At 64.7% G+C, this 19,258-nt stretch carries 18 protein-coding genes; 3 read left to right on the forward strand and 15 right to left on the reverse strand.

Annotation, left to right across the window (positions count from 1 at the left end; all coding sequences use genetic code 11):
* Nucleotides 1–13: 13 nt before the first annotated feature.
* The 9 genes from QX071_RS28695 to QX071_RS28735 all read right to left on the reverse strand — a co-directional run bounded on the left by QX071_RS28695 (nucleotide 14) and on the right by QX071_RS28735 (nucleotide 10,425).
* Entirely contained in the window at nucleotides 14–802 is a 789-nt protein-coding gene (locus QX071_RS28695; protein ID WP_315705822.1) for an ABC transporter ATP-binding protein, read from the reverse strand.
* Complete coding sequence (locus tag QX071_RS28700) at nucleotides 799–1,797, reverse strand: ABC transporter ATP-binding protein (RefSeq protein ID WP_315705821.1); 999 nt, start codon at nucleotides 1,795–1,797, stop codon at nucleotides 799–801. The genes QX071_RS28695 and QX071_RS28700 overlap by 4 nt, the downstream gene beginning before the upstream one ends.
* Nucleotides 1,794–2,660 carry an ABC transporter permease gene (locus tag QX071_RS28705; protein WP_315705820.1) on the reverse strand — a complete coding sequence of 289 codons (867 nt, stop codon included), beginning with the start codon at nucleotides 2,658–2,660 and terminating at the stop codon, nucleotides 1,794–1,796. Before QX071_RS28705 ends, QX071_RS28700 begins: the two co-directional genes overlap by 4 nt.
* Entirely contained in the window at nucleotides 2,657–3,676 is a 1,020-nt protein-coding gene (locus QX071_RS28710) for an ABC transporter permease (RefSeq protein ID WP_315705819.1), read from the reverse strand. The genes QX071_RS28705 and QX071_RS28710 overlap by 4 nt, the downstream gene beginning before the upstream one ends.
* Nucleotides 3,673–5,184 (reverse strand): ABC transporter substrate-binding protein, encoded by a 1,512-nt coding sequence (locus tag QX071_RS28715; RefSeq protein ID WP_315705818.1) that lies wholly within the window; start codon nucleotides 5,182–5,184, stop codon nucleotides 3,673–3,675. Before QX071_RS28715 ends, QX071_RS28710 begins: the two co-directional genes overlap by 4 nt.
* Nucleotides 5,185–5,319: 135 nt before the next feature.
* Entirely contained in the window at nucleotides 5,320–6,483 is a 1,164-nt protein-coding gene (locus tag QX071_RS28720; RefSeq protein ID WP_315705817.1) for an acyl-CoA dehydrogenase family protein, read from the reverse strand.
* A 40-nt stretch (nucleotides 6,484–6,523) separates the two neighbouring features.
* A complete protein-coding gene (locus tag QX071_RS28725; protein ID WP_315705816.1) occupies nucleotides 6,524–7,702 on the reverse strand; it encodes an alkene reductase in 1,179 nt (392 codons plus the stop codon).
* Between the two features lie 482 nt (nucleotides 7,703–8,184).
* The gene (locus QX071_RS28730; protein WP_315705815.1) at nucleotides 8,185–9,354 is read right to left on the reverse strand and encodes an iron-containing alcohol dehydrogenase; all 1,170 of its coding nucleotides are present in this window, start codon (nucleotides 9,352–9,354) and stop codon (nucleotides 8,185–8,187) included.
* A gap of 477 nt (nucleotides 9,355–9,831) precedes the next feature.
* Nucleotides 9,832–10,425 carry a TetR/AcrR family transcriptional regulator gene (locus QX071_RS28735; protein WP_315705814.1) on the reverse strand — a complete coding sequence of 198 codons (594 nt, stop codon included), beginning with the start codon at nucleotides 10,423–10,425 and terminating at the stop codon, nucleotides 9,832–9,834.
* 124 nt (nucleotides 10,426–10,549) lie between these two features.
* Here QX071_RS28735 and QX071_RS28740 point away from each other — a divergent pair, with 124 nt between their 5' ends.
* Nucleotides 10,550–11,011 (forward strand): tautomerase family protein, encoded by a 462-nt coding sequence (locus QX071_RS28740; protein ID WP_315705813.1) that lies wholly within the window; start codon nucleotides 10,550–10,552, stop codon nucleotides 11,009–11,011.
* A 3-nt stretch (nucleotides 11,012–11,014) separates the two neighbouring features.
* On the forward strand, nucleotides 11,015–11,818 hold the full coding sequence (locus QX071_RS28745; RefSeq protein ID WP_315705812.1) for an SDR family oxidoreductase: 804 nt from the start codon (nucleotides 11,015–11,017) through the stop codon (nucleotides 11,816–11,818).
* A 323-nt stretch (nucleotides 11,819–12,141) separates the two neighbouring features.
* On the opposite strand, the gene QX071_RS28750 is transcribed toward QX071_RS28745, so the two are convergent.
* The 6 genes from QX071_RS28750 to QX071_RS28775 all read right to left on the reverse strand — a co-directional run bounded on the left by QX071_RS28750 (nucleotide 12,142) and on the right by QX071_RS28775 (nucleotide 18,513).
* Nucleotides 12,142–13,146 (reverse strand): nitronate monooxygenase family protein, encoded by a 1,005-nt coding sequence (locus tag QX071_RS28750; protein ID WP_315705811.1) that lies wholly within the window; start codon nucleotides 13,144–13,146, stop codon nucleotides 12,142–12,144.
* Nucleotides 13,147–13,168: 22 nt separating this feature from the next.
* A complete protein-coding gene (locus QX071_RS28755) occupies nucleotides 13,169–14,356 on the reverse strand; it encodes an acetyl-CoA C-acyltransferase (RefSeq protein WP_315705810.1) in 1,188 nt (395 codons plus the stop codon).
* Between the two features lie 15 nt (nucleotides 14,357–14,371).
* Entirely contained in the window at nucleotides 14,372–15,502 is a 1,131-nt protein-coding gene (locus QX071_RS28760) for an acyl-CoA dehydrogenase family protein (protein ID WP_315705809.1), read from the reverse strand.
* Between the two features lie 23 nt (nucleotides 15,503–15,525).
* Nucleotides 15,526–16,707: an acyl-CoA dehydrogenase family protein gene (locus tag QX071_RS28765; RefSeq protein ID WP_315705808.1), complete on the reverse strand. Its 1,182-nt coding sequence runs from the start codon at nucleotides 16,705–16,707 to the stop codon at nucleotides 15,526–15,528.
* 11 nt (nucleotides 16,708–16,718) lie between these two features.
* Entirely contained in the window at nucleotides 16,719–17,456 is a 738-nt protein-coding gene (locus QX071_RS28770; RefSeq protein WP_315705807.1) for an SDR family oxidoreductase, read from the reverse strand.
* A gap of 424 nt (nucleotides 17,457–17,880) precedes the next feature.
* Nucleotides 17,881–18,513 carry a 2-hydroxychromene-2-carboxylate isomerase gene (locus QX071_RS28775; RefSeq protein WP_315705806.1) on the reverse strand — a complete coding sequence of 211 codons (633 nt, stop codon included), beginning with the start codon at nucleotides 18,511–18,513 and terminating at the stop codon, nucleotides 17,881–17,883.
* A 231-nt stretch (nucleotides 18,514–18,744) separates the two neighbouring features.
* On the opposite strand from QX071_RS28775, the gene QX071_RS28780 reads away from it, so the two are divergent.
* Entirely contained in the window at nucleotides 18,745–19,251 is a 507-nt protein-coding gene (locus QX071_RS28780) for a helix-turn-helix domain-containing protein (RefSeq protein WP_315705805.1), read from the forward strand.
* Nucleotides 19,252–19,258 lie beyond the last annotated feature (7 nt).

The raw sequence follows: 19,258 nt of genomic DNA on the forward strand, positions 1-19,258 counted from the left end.
AATCGTGACGGAGCTAGCCTCTCAGGATGGGGTCAGGCGCGGAGGCCAGCAAGGTCCGCGTATACGCCGCCCGTGGCGTATCGAGAACCGCGCTTGCCGTTCCGGATTCCACGATCGTTCCCTGATGCATGACGGCAATCCGGTCGGCAAGATAGGAAACAACCGAGATGTCGTGGGTGATGAACAGAATTGCGAGGCCGCGGCGCAGCAGCAGCTCGGCGAGGAGGTTCAGGATCTGCGCCTGCACCGACAAATCGAGCGCGGAGACCGCCTCATCGCAGATCAGGACCTTGGGATTGCCCGCGAGCGCGCGGGCGATCCCAACGCGCTGCCGCTGGCCACCGGAGAGTTCATGCGGACGCCGCCCCAGCAATGCGCCGGACAGACCGACCGCGTCGAGCAGTTCCTCAGCCGCGCCCCTGCCCGCGTCGCCGCCGAGCAACCGGATCGGTTCGTTGAGGATCCGTGCCACCGAGAACCGCGGATTGAAGGCGGCAGCGCTATCCTGAAACACCATGCCCAGCTTGCGACGCTGAACCCTGCTGCGCGCGGTGACGGCGAGCGGCACCACTTCGCCGTCCAGCCGCAGCGTCCCGCTGTGCGGCGGGGTCAGCCCGAGGATGGCGCGGGCCAGCGTCGACTTGCCGGATCCGGATTCGCCGATCACGGCCAGAACCTCGCCCCGATGCACCGCGAGCGACACGCCGCGGACGGCCTCGACGCGCCGCCCGGCCGTGGCGAACGTGACCGACAGATCGTCCGCCTGCAGCAGCGGCTCGCTTCGCGCCAGCGCCGGGGTCATGGCAGGGCAACCTCCCGGCTCGGTGCAAACGGATGGTGGCAGGCGACACGGGCATCGCCGAGGCGCTGCGTCTCCGGCGCTTGCCGGCGGCACAATGCGGTCATGGCGGCGCAACGATCCGCGAAGGCGCAGCCGCTGATCGCCTCTCCGGGAAGCGGCACGCGGCCGGTGATCTCCGCAAGACGCAGTCGCGGACCACGCAGCGGACGGCGGCGCGGCCGGGCGGCCAGCAGCGCGCGGGTGTAGGGATGCGCGGCGTCGGCAAGCGTCGCGGCCGACCGGGTTTCTACGGCGCGGCCGGCATACATCACCGCGACCCGATCGGACCAGCGCGAGACGAGGCCGAGATCATGGGTGATCAGGACCAGAGCCATGCCGCTGTCGCGTCGCAATTGGTCGAGCAGCGCCAGAATCTCGGCCTGAACGGTGGCGTCGAGCGCCGTGGTCGGTTCGTCGGCGATCAGCACGTCAGGCCGGTTGGCGATCGCGATGGCGACCAGGATCCGCTGTCGCATCCCGCCTGACAGCTGATGCGGAAAGGCTTGCAACAATTGCGCGCCCTCGCGAAGCCGCACCCGTGCGAGCAGGCTCTCCGCCTCGCTGCGCGCCTGCGCGCGCGAGAGACTGCGATGCGCACGGATCGCCTCGACGATCTGTTCGCCAATGGTCAGCACCGGATTGAGCGCCGCCATGGGATCCTGAAACACCATACCCACGCGCTGCCCGCGCAGACGGCGAAGCTGCCGTTCCGGCAGTCCCTCGATGCTGACGCCGCCGAGCACGATCGTGCCGGACCTGATCCGCGCACCGTCGGGCAGCAGGCCTGCGAGCGCGAGCGCCGTCAACGATTTGCCGCAGCCGGACTCGCCGACCAGCGCCAGCGTCTCGCCGCGGGCGACGTCGAGATCGAGACCACGCACAGCGTCGACCTCGCCGCGAGCGCCGCGCACGCCAACCTTCAGATCACGCACACTGAGAACCGGAGCCGCGTTCACGCGCCGTCTCCGCGGCGCAGCAACGCGGTCAAGCCGTCGCCGATCATGCTGAGCGCCATGACGGTCATGACGATGACGCCCCCCGGAATCAGTGTCATATAGGGTGCCGTCAGCAGCGCGTCGCGCGACGCGCCGATCATCCCTCCCCAACTGATGTGATTGCTGTCGCTGAGACCGAAGAACGCAAGTCCGGCCTCGGTCAGCACGGCGAGCGCCGTGAGAATGGAGGCCGCCACGATGATCGGCGGCAGCACGTTGGGCAGGATGTGCGTGAGCATCACGCGCACCGGGCCGCCGCCCATAGCGACGCAGATGCGGACATAGTCGAGTTCGCGGAGCGCCAGCGTCTCCGCCCGCACCAGCCGTGCCACCATCGACCAACTCGTCAGGCCGATCGCCAGAACGATGAATTCGATCCGCGCCCCGAGGATCGCGACCAGGATGATCGCGAGCAGAAAATGCGGGATCACCTGGAAAAGCTCCGTCACGCGCATCAGGACATGATCCACCCAGCCGCCGAGATAGCCGGACAGCAGCCCGACGGTCGTCCCGACCGTCACCGCCAGCGCCGTGGCGGAAAAGCCGACGATCAGCGAGATCCGCGCCCCGTGCACCAGCCCCGCGGCAATGTCGCGCCCGAGAATGTCGGTGCCGAGCGCAAACTGCGGATCGTCGCCCGGCGCAAGGAACGGCGCACCGGCAAGATCGAACGGATCGCCAGGATAGAGCCAATTGGCCAGGACGGCGATGACGAGTTCGGCCGTGAGAATGACGAGGCCCGAGCGCAGCGCGAACGGCAGCCGCCGCAGCGTATCGAGGCGCAGCAGCGTCCGTGGCGCAGCGATGTCGGAGATCAGCGTCATCGCAGGCGCACACGAGGATCGAGCGTCGCGTACAGCAGATCGACGATCAGGTTCGTGATCACGACCAGTGCGCCGGTGCACAGAACGAGACCGGACAGCAGGTTATAGTCGCGCTGCTGCACAGCCTCGAACGCCAGACGTCCCAAACCGGGCCAGGCGAACACGGTTTCCACCACGATCGCGCCGCTGAGCAGCGAGCCCGCCTGCAATCCGATGATCGTCACCAACGGCAACAGCGCGTTGCGCACGCCGTGCCGCCACGCGATGCGGGCGGGACCGAGGCCTTTTGCGCGCGCGGTCCGGATATAGTCCTGGGCATAGATCTCGATCATCGCGCTGCGGGTGAACCGGCTGTAGATCGCCGCATACAGCATCCCGAGCGTGACCACGGGGAGCACCAGGTGGCGCGCCACGCTACCCGCATGGGCCCATCCCTCCGCAGCTCCGTTCGCATCGGCATAGCCGCCGGTCGGCAGCCACAACAGCACCACGCCGAACAGGATCATCAGGCCGATGCCGAGCAGGAAGCCGGGCGTCGCGTAGAGCAGCAAGGCGACCGCTCCGATCAGCCTGTCGGCAAGCCGGCCCCGTGTCAGCGCCGCGGTGACGCCGCCGGCGACGCCGAGCAGGACGGCGACCAACAGCGCGAGCCCGGTCAGCAGCAGCGTCGGCACCACCCGCGCGACGATCAACTCGGCAACCGGCATATTGTTGCGGAACGAGAATCCCAGCTCGCCCGTGAGCACATTGCGAGCGTACAGCAACAGCTGAACCGCGATCGGCTGGTCGAGCCCGAAGCGCTGGCGCAGGGTCTCGAGATAGGCAGCGTCGCCGCCGCCGCTGTCTCCCGCCAGCACCTGAGCCGCATCGCCCGGCGCGAGCTTGAGCAACAGGAAAGCCGTGATCAGGATCAGCAGCAATGTCGGCACCATCTGCAGCAGACGCAGGCCGACATAGCGGCCGGTCGAATGCGGCCGCGCCGATGGTCCCGCCGCAACCGGCGCCGCGGATGTCATGGCGCCAACCACGTGTTCTTGAGCGAATCATAGATGCCGATGACCCCGGTATCGAGGTCTCGGACCCGGGCCGACACGATGGTGTACTGCCGGTTTTCCGCCAGCGTGAACCGCGGAACGTCAAGCTGGGCCTGCGCCTGCACCTGCTTGTAGAGCGCGACGCGTTGATCTTCCGTCGCGGCGATGTGCGCGGCCTCGATCAGCCGATCCATGGCCGGGCTGGCATAGCCCGATCCGTTCGACCACGGCACGTCCTTCAGGATCGCCTTCGACCAGAACACGCGATCGAGCCCAATCTGCGGATCCGCGAAACCAGAATGGTGCGTGACGATGAAATCGAAGTCGTTGAGCGAATAGACCCTGCGGAAGAACTGCGGCAGATCCTGGCTCCGCAAGGTCGCCTCGATACCCACCGCCTTCAGCGACTGCTTCAGGAATTCGCCGAAGCGCAGGAAGCTTTCGCCGAACGGCAGCCAGTCGAGCGTGATCTCCAGACGCTTGCCGTCGGCCTTGCGCGGATACCCGGCTTCGTCCAGCAGCGCCTCGGCCTTGGCGCGGTCGAACGGATAGCTCGCAAGGCCGCTCTCGACGAAGAACTTGGACTGCGACGACAGCACGGGCGACGTACCCGGCTTGCCGATGCCACGCATGGTCACGCGCGAGAATGCCTGCAGGTCGATCGCGTGAGCCACAGCCCGGCGGACCCGGACATCGTCGAACGGCGGACGGCGCACGTTGAACTCAGCGACGATCGACGAACCCAGCCATTCATAGCCGCGAAACTCAACGCGCAGTGCCGGGTTCTTCTCGGCCCGCGTCAGATCGTTGATCGAGATCGGCGAATGCACCCCGAGATGCACGGCCCCGGATTCGAACGCGGCGTAGCGCGCGGTCGCGTCCGGAATCATGCGATAGACGACACGATCGAGATAGGGCTTGCCGGTATCCCAATAATCGGGGTTGCGCTCCAGCACGATGCGTTCGCCGCGCACCCATTCGACAAACCGGAACGGGCCGGTGCCGACCGGTTTGACGTTGTACGGATTGGTGAGAATGTCGGTGCCTTCGTAAAGATGCTTCGGCAGCACCGTGGATTCGGTGCTGTTGAGCGCACTGAGGATCACGCCGGACGGATTGCGGAGCTTGAACACCACGGTCAGCGGATCGGGCGTTTCGACCGCTTCGACCGCCGCAAAGGTCGCGCGTGCGCGCGGATGGACCTTCATCCACACCTGCTCGAAGCTGAACTTCACATCGGCAGACGTGAACGGAACGCCATCGTGCCAACGCACGTTCGGCCGCAAGGTGAACCGGATTTCCTTGCCGTCGGCGCTGGTCACCCAGGCGGTCGCGAGTTCTGGTTCGAGTGCGAAGTTCTCGCCGTAGCGGAGCAGCCCGTCGAAGATCTTCGAGGACACCGCGAGGACCGCTCCCGCCTGCCCCACGCCGGTGGTCAGAACGTTCGGCTCGCCGGGATTCGATACCGCGATGAGGGTGCCTCCCCCCACAGGCGTCTCCGCCCGCGCCAAGGCGGGCGCGAGCGCTAAGCCGATCAGCATCGCACACACGGTTCGCCGATCCGTCCACGCACGAAAGCAGGCAGTCGAGGGCATCATGGGACTCTCTGGAGATGAAGCGGAATGTCAGGCCGCCAAGGCGGCACGTCCGGCGTTGGTCAGAATAGAATCGGATTGCGGCGCATGAACTCGCCCGCACAACGCGTCACGGTAGTGCCGTTCCAGCGGGTTGGCGCGGTCAAGGCCGTGATTGCCGGTGATGCTCAGCGCGAGTTCGAGCGCGCGCACGGCATTGTTGGTGACCACATGCTTGACCAGCTGTGCGCGAAGCTGATCGGGCCCCGATGCGGCCTCCGCGCGCCGGATGGCGTCGTCGATCAGCGAGCGATTGATCAGCAGCAGCGACTCGATCTCTCCGACGACGCCCTGCAGGCGCGGCACCGTGGCGAGCGGCTGGCCGAGATTGCTGGGAACGCGCGAATGCAGGAAATGCAGCAGCCAGTCCCGCCCCGCCCTCGCGATGCCGTCGTACAAGGCCGCCGTAAGCAGGCAGAACCATTCGTCGACCAGCGCGCGACCGGCGACCTGTTCCGGCGAACCGGCCGGCAACAGCGCCTGATCGACGCCCGCCGGCAGGACCACATTGTCAAACCGCAGTTCGTGGCTGGCGGTTGCGCGCAGGCCGGCGTGATTCCAGCTCGGCACCACGCTGATGCCCGGCGAATCCGCGGGCACGATGACGGTGCCGACGCGCGGCGTATCCTCGTCGGTGCGCACCAAGGTCAGCCACCATCCGACGATCGGACTGCCGGTCGCGTAGGATTTGCGGCCGTTGATCCGCCACGTCCCGTCGGCAGATCGCGACGCGACCGTACCGGGCAGTCCGCCGCGGACCACCGAGCCGAGGTCCGGCTCGGCCTGAAGCGCGTTCACCGTGCCGGTGCCTGCGACAGCCGCGCGCGCGATCGCGTCGTAGCCGGGCGGCTGACGCCGCCCGAGCAGATGATGCATCATGCAGTTCATCTGCAGCACGAGCCCTGTGGAGGCCTCGCCGGCCCCGACCGCGGCGACCAGACGCGCGGCTTCGGAAAGCCCGCCGCCGAGTCCGCCGAAGCTCTTGGGGACGGTCAGTGCCAGCAGCCTGCCTTCGGCCAGCCTCCTGAAATTGGCGAACGGAAAACTTCCATCCGCGTCGTGCTGGGCGGCGGTCGCGGCAAACTCCTGACGCAGTTCGGACAGCAACTGATCGGTCAGGATCGGGTCGGACGGCGTACCGGATAAAGACAGCATGGGTGTATTCTTTCGGAGCTGAGCTGAAGACGTCAAATCGTCAGGCCGCGGGGACCTGAGCTACGCGGTCGCCGAGCGACGGGTAGTCGATGTAGCCTTCGGGCCCGTTGGTGTAGTAGGTCGCGGTGTCCGGCTCGGCGAGCGGCGCGTTCAGCCGGATGCGCTCCGGAAGGTCGGGATTGGAGATGTAGAGGCGGCCGAACGAAATCGCGTCCGCGGCGCCACTGCGCACGGCCTGCTCCGCGCTGTCGCGCGTATAGCCGCTGTTCAGGATCAGCGCCCCCCGGAACAGTGGCCGCAGGATTGGCGCCAGAAACGGCTCGCCGCTGCGCGGCCCTGCCCCGCCGCCGCCCGCCGACGGCTTCTTCACCAGCCGCTGATACAACGGAATATCGCCGGAATTGTCGTAGCCGGTGCCTTCCAGCAGATGGATGTAGGCGATGCCGCGCCGGTTCAACTCCGATACGACGTAGGAGAACGTGCCCACAGGATCGGAGTCGTCGATATGATCCGCGCGGAAATGCGGTGACAGGCGGACCCCGACGCGGTCGGCGCCGAGCTCGGCGACCGCCGCATCGACCACTTCCAGCAGGAAACGCGCGCGGTTCTCTTTCGAGCCACCGTAGCTGTCCGTGCGCTTGTTGGTGGAGTCGCGCAAGAATTGATCGATCAGAAAGCCATTGCCTGCGAGGATTTCCACACCATCGAAGCCCGCCTCGCCAGCGCGGCGCACCGCGCGGCGATGGTCGTCAACGATCGGCGCAATTTCATGCAGCGCAAGCGCGCGCGGCACGGGAAACTCTTCGAGCCCCTCCTCCTTCATGATCCCGCCGTAAGCGGCAATCGCCGATGGCGCCACGGGCTGCTGCCCGCTGGGCATTCCGGACAAGAGTGATTTGCGCCCGACGTGATAGATCTGCTGGAAGATGACTCCTCCCGCCGCATGCACGGCGTCCACCACCTGCTTCCAGGCTAGCGTCTGATGGGCGTCGTGGTTCGCGGTGGCGCGCGCACGGGTGGCGCTCGTCGGCGAGACATGACAAGCCTCGGTAACAATCAGCCCGGCGGTCGCCCGCTGACTGTAATAGGTGCCGACGATGTCTTTCGGCGCGCGACGCTCGTCTCCCCGAGCGCGGGCGAGCGGCGCCATAACGATGCGGTTCTTCAGAACATGCCGGCCGAGCCGGACGGGTTCAAGCAGCTTCACGACGCCCTCCAAAAGTAGACAGACCATTCTTTCTCTTTTGGAAGGCGTCGGGAAGTGGAGGGGGATTTTTATTTGGGAGACGCCCGCAGAAGATATGACCTCCGACAACCGGCTCGAAGACGAATTCTCTCTCTACGCACACAGTCCGATGAGCAGAGCATACGAACGGCCCGCCCCTGCAATTCACCCCAAGGTCTGTCCAATCAGTTCTGAACGACAACACCACGGCCGCATTTCCGAGAAGAACGGCCGGCAGCTCGGATGTCGTCGCCGCGTCCTTCGCCTCCGACGTTGCTGCGGCGGCTTGTCGTCGCTCGCCGCGTGCGGCATGCCCCCGGAGCGACCTGGAAGCCGCATTCCCGCGCCCGGGCACTCTCGATATGCAAGGCGTCGGGGAAAGAGTCCCGGCGCCGACCTCCGCCACCCCCACGCCACCGACGCATTCGCGGGCAGCGTGGAGCAGCGCGTGTCGATCGGCGGGAAGGCCGCGCGCTCTATGCTGCCAGCCGAAGAATCTCGACGACGTCGTCCGGCCCCTTGATCGCTCGCGGGTTGGCGGGCGTGAAGACCGACAGCATCGCGTTGTTCCCGATCAGGCCGAAGCGATCCTCCGCGACGCCGACATCGACCAGCCGCGTCGGCAATCCGAGGCGGGCGATGAAGCGCGCGAACACCTCGCTGGCGTCAGCCTCCGGTTCGCGCCACGCCTCAACCAAGAGCCTCTGCGCGGCGCCGGTCGCAGGCTTGTTGTATTTCAGCACGCTCGGCATCATCACCGCCGTGCACAAATAATGCGGCACGTCGCAGGTCCCGCCGAGAACGTGCCCGATCGCGTGGCTGGCTCCCATCGGCACGCGGCATTGCAGCCCGAAGGCCGACAGCCAGGATCCGAGCTGGCACATCTGGCGGGCTTCGAGATTGTCCGCGTTGTCGGCATAGGCCAGCAGACCATCATAGAGATAGCGGAGACCGCGCAGGCAGACGCTCTCGACCAGCGGATTGCCACGGGGCGAGCAAACCGCCTCGATGCCGTGGTCCATCGCCCGGGTGCCCGATCCGACCCAAAGGGTTCTCGGCGTGTGCACCGTGATGGCCGGATCCAGAATGATCGAGATCGGCATCATCAGCGGATGCACGAAGATCTGCTTGAGCTTGCGACGTGTGTCGGTCACCAGCGTGCCGGCATTGTACTCTCCGCCCGACAGCGTGCTGGGGATGGCGATCATCCTCACCTTGGGATTGCGGAACGGCCCCGGACGCGGCCCTTCGGGGGTCGAGACCAGCTCGAAACCATCGAGCCCGGACGCGTCCGTGATGCTGTGCTCGAGGCACATCAGCACGATCTTGGCGGCGTCGACCACAGAGCCACCGCCGATCGCCACAACGAGGTCGGCTTTCGCTTGCGCGGCATGGCCGGCGGCCTCGACCACCGAATCCCGCGTGGTGTGTTGCGGCACCTGATCGAAAGTGCCCGCATAGCGTTCGCCCAGCGCCGACCTGATCTTGTCGATCTCGTCCGTCGTCGTGTTCAGCGTCCGGCTTGCGATCAGGAAGACGCGCTGCGCGCCCTTCCGCTCGGCTTCCTCGCGCAGCGCGATGCCCGCTGGCTTGCCGAAAATGACCTGCTCCATCGGAGGATATTGATGCAGTCCCACCCTGGTCATGGACGTTTCCTTGTTTGTTATCGTTTGTAAGAGCAACGGTGCTCCGTCGCTTCTGGCGGACCTCTCCCGCCTGTCGGCCAAGCGACAGTCACGAGCAAGGCGTCCGAATTCCGGCGCCCAGCCTTGCAGCTGGCACCGATATCAATGCCAGTCATTTAAAGTTCTTTTTTAAAACTCGTCAAGCAACCGTCATTATGTCCTACCAGTCAACTCTGGGTGGGCCTCCGATATGGGTCACCTGCACGAAATTGACGGACGACGACCGATGAATGTCACCCACGATCTTGCACGGGTGACATGTAAGTTCAAAAATCGAACTATTAATGACGGGCGCCGCAACGTCAAAGTCCGCGGCCCGGACCTGCCATGCAGTGATCCAGGTGGGCTGCGAATGAATGCTCGTGCGAACGCGCCTGCGGACGCTGTCAAGGCGCCGTCGGGTCGACCAAAGGTCATCGGCGACCCTTGGCAGTCACATCACGACGATTTGCGCCGGCGGCGATGTTCGCCGCCAGATCTCGGGAGGTCGACCAGACACTGCTCCGTCTCGGTCGTGAGCAATTCGCGCCCGAGATCGCTCGACGCCGGCATGGCGCGGGCCAGCATCAGCGCCCCGACCATGCGGCAGATCAAATCCACCGCCTCCTCGCGCGCCACGGGCGTCGCCGACGACGCGTTCTGCACCCAGTCGATCATGCGTTCGATGCCTTCAGCAAAGACCTTCTTGATGGCGTCCGGCTGCCGCGCGATGTCGCCAGCCAGCGACGCGGCCGGACAGGTCGCTCCGGGCGCGTCGCGGGCCGCGTCCGACATATAGGATCTCACGAAAGCTTCGCGACCCGGCATGGTCTCGCGGACACGCTCCATCTCGTGGAACGCATGCGCGAGCGCCTCGCCGGCCAGCGCGCTCTTGGACTCGAAATGATTGTAGAAGCCGCCATGGGTGAAGCCGGCGGCCTTCATCAGCCCTCCCACGGAAATATTGTCAAAACCGCGCTCGCGAAACAGCCGGGCCGCCTTCGCCACCACCTTCTGCCTGTTCTTAAGCGTCTGGCTCTCGGTAATCCTCACCCGATCATCCCTCCGGTACCATTCCATAACAATGATAGACGTCATCAATGGAGATTGACAACCGCTGAAACAATGATGATGATTATCATCATAATAGGTCCCCACGGGCCGCGAGGGAGGTTTCATGCCGTTCTGGAAGATCTATCATCCGGTGGGAGCGTTCACCGCCGACGACAAGCGCGCTCTGTCGGAGCGCATCACCGGCTGCTATCGCGGGCTCCCGAAGTTCTACGTCATCGTCGTGTTTCAGGAGGTGGCGCCGGACTCGTTCTACAAGGGCGGCGAAGAGGCGAGCAATTTCGTTCGGATCTGGGTCGACCATATCGCCCGGTCCTTCCCGCCTGATGCCAAGGAGCGGAAAGCCAAATGGCTGAGCTGGGCCGAAATGGCTCTCGCTCCCTACATCAAGGACAGGGGATTCGATTGGGAAATCCACATCGACGAAACCCCGTTCGATCTCTGGCAGATCCAGGGCATCGCGCCGCCACCACCGCATTCCGACCACGAGAAGCTCTGGGTTCAGGAGAACAAGCCGGTGCCCTACCCCATCCAAGACCCGGCTCCAGCCGCACAATCGGAGAATTGATCAATGAGTGATCACCAGCGTTTCGCAGTTGTCACCGGCGCGTCGTCGGGAATCGGCGTCGCCTATGCGGAGCGCCTCGCCGCCCGCGGCTATCATTTGATCCTCGTCGCGCGCCGCCGCGAGCGTCTCGAAGAGACCGCTCGCAACATTCGCGCCAAGACGAATGTCACGGTCGAGATCGTGACGGCCGACCTCGGCGACAGCAACGACCTGTCCCGCGTCGCCACGCTGATCGAGGGGCGCGAGGACATCGATCTTCTCGTCAACAATGCCGGCCTCGGCGCGCTCGGCCTGACCGCTCAGGTGTCCGCCTCGGCGCTCGACAACCTGATCAAGATCAACGTGCAGGCGCTGACGCGCCTGACCCATGCGGCGCTGCCTGGTTTCCTGCGCCGCGACCGAGGCACGATCATCAACATCGCCTCGATCATCGCGCTGATGCCGACCCCGACCGGCGCCGGCTATTCAGGTTCGAAGGCGTATGTGCTGAACTTCACCCGCTCGCTCCAGAGTGAGCTGGCGAACACCAAGGTGAAAATCCAGGCCGTCCTTCCCGGCCCGGTCCGCACCGAGTTTTTCGAAGCCTCCGGCCTGAAGCAAGCGCCCTTCCCCGACGAATTATTCATGACGGCGGAGGAACTGGTCGACACGGCGCTGACGGCGCTGGATCAGGACGAGCTGATCTGCCTTCCCGCGCTGCAGGACCTGTCGGCGTGGACAGCCTACGAAGCCGCCCGCGGCGAGCTGATCCGCGCGCTGACGCAGTCCGGCCGACCGGCGGCGCGCTACGCCAAGCAGGTTGGCTGACAGAGCGGGCGCACTCAGTCTGCGGCGTCTCGGCGCCAGCCACTCAACTGGCGCCGAGGCCTCGAATTCCTCAGGCGTGACAAAAAGGCTTCCATGCGAGACGAGAGCACGCTCGCAATGGTCACCTGCGCTCGGCAAGCAGCATTGCTGCCGAGCGCAGGATCAAGCGTGTTGAGCCGGCATCAGGCGATGGGGCTCCAGACATAACGAGACGCGCGCCGCGAAGCTCGCGACGCATCGGACGATGACGGACGCCGAACACGCGAGCGCCCCGCCGGGGTGCCACGGCGGGGCGTCTTCACGTGTCCTGATGGGCTCGGCGCTTACGCGACTTTCCGCGCGCCCGTGATGTCACCCTCCAGGAAGCCCGTCAGCCGGCTACGGATCAGGCTCTCGGCTTCCGCCATGATCCGGTCGATCAGCTCCTTCACGGTCGGGATGTCGTGAATGAGGCCGACGACCATGCCGCAGCTCCAAGCGCCTGAATCCATCTCGCCGTTCACCATCACCTTCGGGTAGACCCCGGCGACCTGATCGTGAATATCGTCGATCTTCAGGCCTGCGCCCTTCTCGCGCTCGACCTCGAGCAAGCGGTCCACGCCCTTGTTCTTCAGCACCCGCTCGGTATTCCGGAGCGAGCGCATCACCAGGACGGTATCGAGCTCGGTTGCCTTGACCAGCGCCTGCTTGACGTTGTCGTGGACCGGCGCCTCCTTGGTGGCGACGAAGCGCGTCCCCATGTTCATGCCGGCCGCGCCCAGCGCCAGCGCGGCAACGAGGCTGCGCCCGTCCGCCATGCCGCCCGAGGCGATGAACGGAATCTTCAGCTCATCGGCCGCGCGCGGCAGCAGGATCATGTTCGGGATGTCGTCCTCGCCGGGGTGACCACCGCATTCGAAGCCGTCGACGCTGACCGCGTCGCAGCCGATCTTCTCTGCCTTGAGCGAATGCCGCACGGAGGTGCACTTGTGAATGACCTTGATGCCCGCGGCCTTGAGCGCCGGCATGTATGCTTCCGGGCTGCGGCCCGCGGTCTCCACGATCCTGACGCCACCTTCCTTGATCGCGGCGATATATTCCGGATAAGGCGGCTCCGTAAAGCTCGGCAGGAACGTGAGGTTCACGCCGAACGGCTTGTCCGTCATGTCGCGGCAACGCGCGATTTCTTTCGCCAGCAGCTCCGGCGTCCTCTGCGTCAGGCCCGTGATGACGCCAAGCCCGCCGGCGTTGGATACTGCGGCGGCCATCTCCGCGAAGCCGACATAATGCATGCCGCCCTGGACGATCGGATGCTGGATGCCGAACAGTTCTGTGATCGCTGTTTTCACGATAGATCTCCTGCTTTCCCCGTCAGTGAAGGATTTCAAACAAGCCGGCGGCGCCCATGCCGCCGCCGATGCACATGGTCACCACGCCATACTTCGCCTTGCGCCGCCGCCCCTCGATCAGGATGTGGCCTGTGAGGCGCGCGCCGGTCATGCCGTAGGGATGCCCGATCGCGATTGCACCGCCGTTGACGTTGAGTTTGCTGGGATCGATGCCGAGCTTGTCGCGGCAATGGATCACCTGGACCGCATAGGCCTCGTTCAGCTCCCAAAGATCGATGTCATCGATCTTCAGGTCGTGGCGCTGGAGGAGCCGCGGGATCGCGGCGACCGGACCTACTCCCATTTCATCGGGCTCGACGCCGGCGGCAACGAAGCCACGGAAGATGCCAAGCGGCTCGAGGCCTTTCCTGGCCGCGACCTTGTCGCTCATGATCACACAGGCCGATGCGCCGTCCGAGAGCTGGCTGGCATTGCCGGCCGTGATGGTCTTTCCCTCGAACACCGGCTTGATCTTCGCGAGTCCCTCGGCCGTGGTGTCGGGGCGCGGACCTTCGTCCCGGGCCAGCGTGATCTGCCGGTAGCTGACCTGCTTGGTGTCCTTGTCGAGAATGGCCATCCTGGTCGTGATGGGAACGATCTCCTGGTCGAAGCGCCCCCGTTCGATGGCCGCGCCGACGCGGCGCTGGCATTCCAGGCTATATTCGTCCTGCCTGTCGCGGCCGATTCCGTAGCGTTCCGCAACGACCTCAGCCGTCTCCAGCATCGACATGTACATCTCGGGTTTCATCGCCATCAGCTCTTCGTCGACGGCATGGAACTGGTTCATGTGCTCGTTCTGCACCAAGCTGATCGATTCGATGCCGCCGCCGATCGCGATCTCGACGCCATCGAGCATCACCGAACGCGCGGCGACCGCAATTGCCTGCAGGCCCGAGGCGCATTGGCGATCGATGGTGGTGCCGGCCACCGTCACCGGCAGGCCGGCACGAATCGCGCCCTTGCGGGCGACGTTCATGACCGTGGTGCCCTGCTGCATGGCGCACCCCACGACGACGTCCTCGACCTCACCGGGCGCAATCCCGGCGCGCTTGACGGCTTCGGCCATGACATGACCGACCATGGTCGGGCCGTCGGTGTTGTTGAGTGCGCCGCGGTAGGCCTTTCCGACTGCGGTGCGCGCGGTGGATACGATGACTGCTTCGACCGTCATGACAGATGTCTCTCCTTAGGCCGCCTGTTCGAGCTGGGCGTAGCGCAACACGTGATAGGCGGGATCCCCGAACTGAATGTTGATGGACGTAATCCGCTTGAAGTAGTGGCCGACGTTGAGCTCGTCCGTCATGCCCATGCCGCCGTGAATCTGGACCGCTTGGTCGGCGATGAATCGGCCGGCATAGCCGATCTTCGACTTCGCGCCGGACGCGAGGCGGGAGGTGTCGGCCTCTCCGGCTGCCAGAGTGAGGCTGTAGTGCTGCATCAGCGACAGCGCCTCCTGATGTGCGATGAACATGTCGACCATGCGGTGCTGCAGCACCTGGAAGCTGCCGATCGTGACGCCGAACTGCTTGCGGGTCTTCGAATAGTCCAGCGTGGCGGCGTTCAGCTCACCCATGGCGCCGACCGCTTCTGCACAGAGCGCGCCGATGGCGCGGTCACGACAGGCCTCGAGGGCTGCGATGCCCTCGCCCTCCCCACCGAGCAAGGTTCCCCGCACTCCGCGCAGGCTGACCTCGGCGGCACGGCGGCCATCGATGGTCTTGAAGCCCCGCAGCTCGAGACCTGCCGCCCGGCGATCGATCACGAACAGGCTGATGCCGCCGGCGTCACCGGCATCACCCGAGGTCCGCGCCGAGACGATGAGGTGATCGGCCCAAGGCGCGGCCAGGACGGCGGTCTTCTCGCCCGTCAGGACGTAATCCTGCCCCTCGCGGCGCGCGACGGTCGCAATGCCCGCGAAATCGAACCGCGCCCCCTTCTCCGTCCACGCCAGGGCCAGGATGGTCTTTCCGGCCATGATGTCCGGGATGAAGGCGCTCTTCTGCTCCTGCGAACCAAGATGCTCAATCAGGCCTCCGCCGAGCACGACAGTCTCCAGGAACGGCTCGACGACGAGGTGCCGGCCGAACTCCTGCATGGTGATCATGGTCGAGAGCGGCCCGCCGCCAAGGCCACCGACCTCTTCCGAGAACGAGGCGGAGAGCAGACCGAGCTCAGCGAAGGACTCCCATTGCCTGCGACTCCAGCCCTCCTCACTTGCGACTATCTTGCGCCGAGCCTCGAAATCATACTGGTCGCGCAGCAGTCGCTGGACGCTCGATCGCAGCAACTCCTGCTCTTCGGTCAACTGGATGTCCATCCGATCCTCTTCCTGCCCTGTCGCTAGAGGCCGAGCACGGCTTTGGCGATGATGTTGCGCTGGATCTCGTTCGAGCCTCCGTAGATCGAGAGCTTCCGCGCATTGAGGTATTTCTCCGAGGCCGTGTGGCCGTAGTCGGGGCCCGGCATGAAATGGTTGGTGCTGACGAATGGCTCGCGGATGGCCAGGCCGTAATTGCCGATCGCCCGATGGGTGAGCTCGGTGATGTTCTGGAAGATCTCGGTGCCGCGAATCTTGAACAGCGATGCGGCCGGCCCCGGATCGATGCCGCGCGCCATTTGCGCAACGATCCGAAGCTCGGTCGCCTCCAGCGCCAACACGTCGAGCTCGACGCGGGCGATGTCCCTCATGAACTCCTGATGCTGCGGATCGCTCTTCGGGATCTCGGCCTTCACGATGTTCTTCAGCCGCGCGATGTAGCGGGTCGAGCGGCCGATCCCGGCCATGCTGGTGCGTTCGTTGCCGAGCAGGAACTTGGCGTAGGTCCAGCCCTTGCTCTCCTCGCCGATCAGGTTCTCGACCGGAACGCGGACGTCTTCCAGGAACACGTCGTTGACTTCGTGCGAGCCGTCGATGGTGATGATGGGCCGCACGGTGACGCCCGGCGACTTCATGTCGATCAGTAGGAAGGAGATGCCGGACTGCGGTTTTGCCGCAGGGTCGGTCCGGACCAGACAGAAGATCCAGTCGGCGTGCTGCGCAAGGGTCGTCCAGGTCTTGTGACCGTTCACGATGTAATGGTCACCGTCGCGCACCGCCTTGGTGCGAACGGATGCGAGATCGGAGCCGGAGCCGGGCTCGGAGTAACCCTGGCACCACCAGTCCTCGCCGGACAGGATACGAGGCAAGAATCTCTTCTTCTGTGCGTCGCTGCCGAAGGTATAGATGACGGGCCCGACCATGGTGACGCTGAACGCCAAGGGCGGCAACGTTCCCGCGCGCGTCGTCTCCTGCTCGAAGATGAACCGACGAGTGATCGACCAGCCGGGGCCGCCATACTCCTTCGGCCAAAGCGGGGCGACCCATCCCTTCTTGTAGAGAATGCGATGCCACAGCAGCATCTGATCCTTGGTCAGATCGGTCTCCGGATTTGGCACGCGCATCTCCGCCGGATAATTCTCGGCGATGAAGGCGCGCACTTCGTCGCGGAAAGCGGCGTCCTCGAGAGAAAGTGCAAGCTCCATGAAACCTGCCCCTACCACTTCTCGCCGAAGGGACGGATTTCCATCTCGAACGTCCAGGCGCTCCTCGGCTGCTGATAGAGCTGCCAATAGGCGCCCGCGACTGACGCCGGCGGCATCAGGAGGTCGGGGTTGTCGAGCGCGCCGGGCCCGAGCGCCTCGAGGCGGCGCTGCCGCACCCATTCGGTGTCGACACCGGAGTCGATAATGAGATGAGCGACGTGAATGTTCTTTGGCCCCAGCTCGCGCGCCATCGCCTCCGCCACCGCACGCAGGCCGAACTTCGCGCTGGCAAACGCTGCATAGCCGCTGCCGCCGCGCAGACTCGCCGTCGCGCCGGTGAAGAATATGTTGCCCTTGCCGCGGGGCAGCATCAGGCGCGCGGCTTCACGGCCAGCGAGAAAGCCGGAATAGCAGGCCATCTCCCAGACCTTGCGGAAGACACGCTCGGTGGTGTCGAGAATCGGGAAATTGACGTTGGCACCGATATTGAAGATGCAGACCTCCAGCGGGGCGTGCCTGTCGGCGTCGTTCAGGAAAGAGATGATCTCTTCTTCCTTGCGGGCATCGAGCGAGTGCGCGTGAATCTCGCCGCCTGCCGCCTCGATCTCCTTCACGAGCGGCTCTAGCTTGGCCCCGTTGCGGCGTCCGGCGAACACCGTGAAGCCTTCCGAGGCAAACTTCTTGGCGATCTCGGCACCGATATAGTCACCCGCGCCGATCACGGCGGCGGTCGCGTTTCTCTTTGGCAAGGGCCATCTCCCGCGAGGTTAAACTGTTCGAATCTGCAGCCGAGCCCGCAACACGTCAGCCGATTGGTGTTCCTGATCCACGATCATCCGGCCGCCGACGATTTCAGCCGCCGCTGAGCGCCCAGTCATTTCCGATCTCCCGATGCTGAGCGCCGGCTTTGCGGCGGTGTACTGCACGCGATTGAACGTTCTTTTTTAGAACTTGTCAATCTGCAGTCCGGGCGAACGCACGAAGCCGGCACAACAAGCCACGAAGCGACTGAGAGTGAATTCAGCAGCCGGCAAGCCGGCGCGCGGCCGAGCGCGGCACGCGCAAGACTTTCCGGGCCAAGGACAAGCGTGCTCGATCGACGGGCTTTTAGCGTCGCCGAAAAGAATGCGGCTTAGCCCCCCCGCCTCGCCGGCTCGCCGTGAATGCGCGATTTCAGGCCGTCGCAGGCTTGGATTGCCCGGTCTGCTCGAGGATCGCCTCCTCGACGTCCCGGAGCTGGTCCTTGCCGAAGAACATCTCCTTGCCGACGAAGAACGTCGGTGAACCGAATGCGCCGCGGCTGACAGCGTTGCTGGTCAGATCGATCAGCTTCTTCTTGACGTCATCCTGCTGCGCGCGTGCAATCAGCTTGTCGATGTCGATCCCGGACGAGGCAAATGCACTGCGGAATATCTCCGGATCGTCCATCTTCTTGGGCTCTTCCCACATGTGATGATAGGCGGCACGGAAATACGGCTCGAATACGCCTTCGAACTGCGCCGCGACGGCGCCGCGCATCAACATCAGGGTATTGACCGGAAAGAACGGGTTCTGACGAAACGTCGTGATGTTGTGCCGACGGATGAACCGCTGGGTCTCGAGTGCCTGATACTCCGGCTTGTTCTTGACGCCGCGAAGCGAATCGAACGGCGACATGTTGCCGGTCGCCTTGTAGATGCCGCCGAGCAAGACCGGGACGTACTCGAACTTCACGCCGGTCCGCCGCTCGATGGCGGGAATGCCGAGTTCCGCCAAATAGGCATTCGGGCTGCCGAAATCGAACTGGAATTCCACCCTCAGCGACATGGCCATTCTCTCCCAGAGCTTGCATTGGCTGGTGCCGGCGATCAGAGATCTCCGGATTTTCGTCCCGTTTCTATAGTTCTAAAATAGAACTGTCAAATCGACCCGGATGCCGGTTTTTGACGGTTATTTGGCAGGGGATTGTTTGAGTTTCAGTACCTATCTAGAATGCACGGCTTGGCCCGTCACATCGCGGATTCGAGGGGCGCCTGCCCGGACGGCTGGAGAGACTGCATGAAGTGGAAAGAGCTCGAGGAAGAGCCATGTTCGATGGCCCGAACGATTGGCGTGATCGGCGATCGCTGGACGCTTCTGATCCTGCGCGAATGCTTTCTGCGCACGCGCCGCTTCGAGGGATTTCAGTCGGCGCTCGGAATCACCCGCCATTTGCTGGCCGAACGGCTGAAGAAGTTGGTCCGGCAGGGAATTCTGCGCCGTATTCCCTACCAGCCGAGACGTTACGAATACATCCTCACGCAAAAAGGACTCGACCTATATCCGATCATGATGGCGATCGTGCACTGGGGCGACACCCACATGGTGGACGAACGGGGCCGGCCGGTGCTGCACGAACACCGCAAGTGCGGCAAGGATTTCGACCCGGTCATGGTCTGTTCCGAATGCGGGGAGCCGCTCTCCGCCAAAGAGGTCCATACCCACCCGGGTCCAGGCGCCCGCGTTGCCCCGGCGACAAAGGCCTCCGAGGGGCCAAAGGCGAAATCCCGATCCCGAACCGCTTGAGGCAGCG

The organism is Bradyrhizobium sp. SZCCHNS1022 (genome assembly GCF_032484835.1).
GTDB lineage: Bacteria > Pseudomonadota > Alphaproteobacteria > Rhizobiales > Xanthobacteraceae > Bradyrhizobium.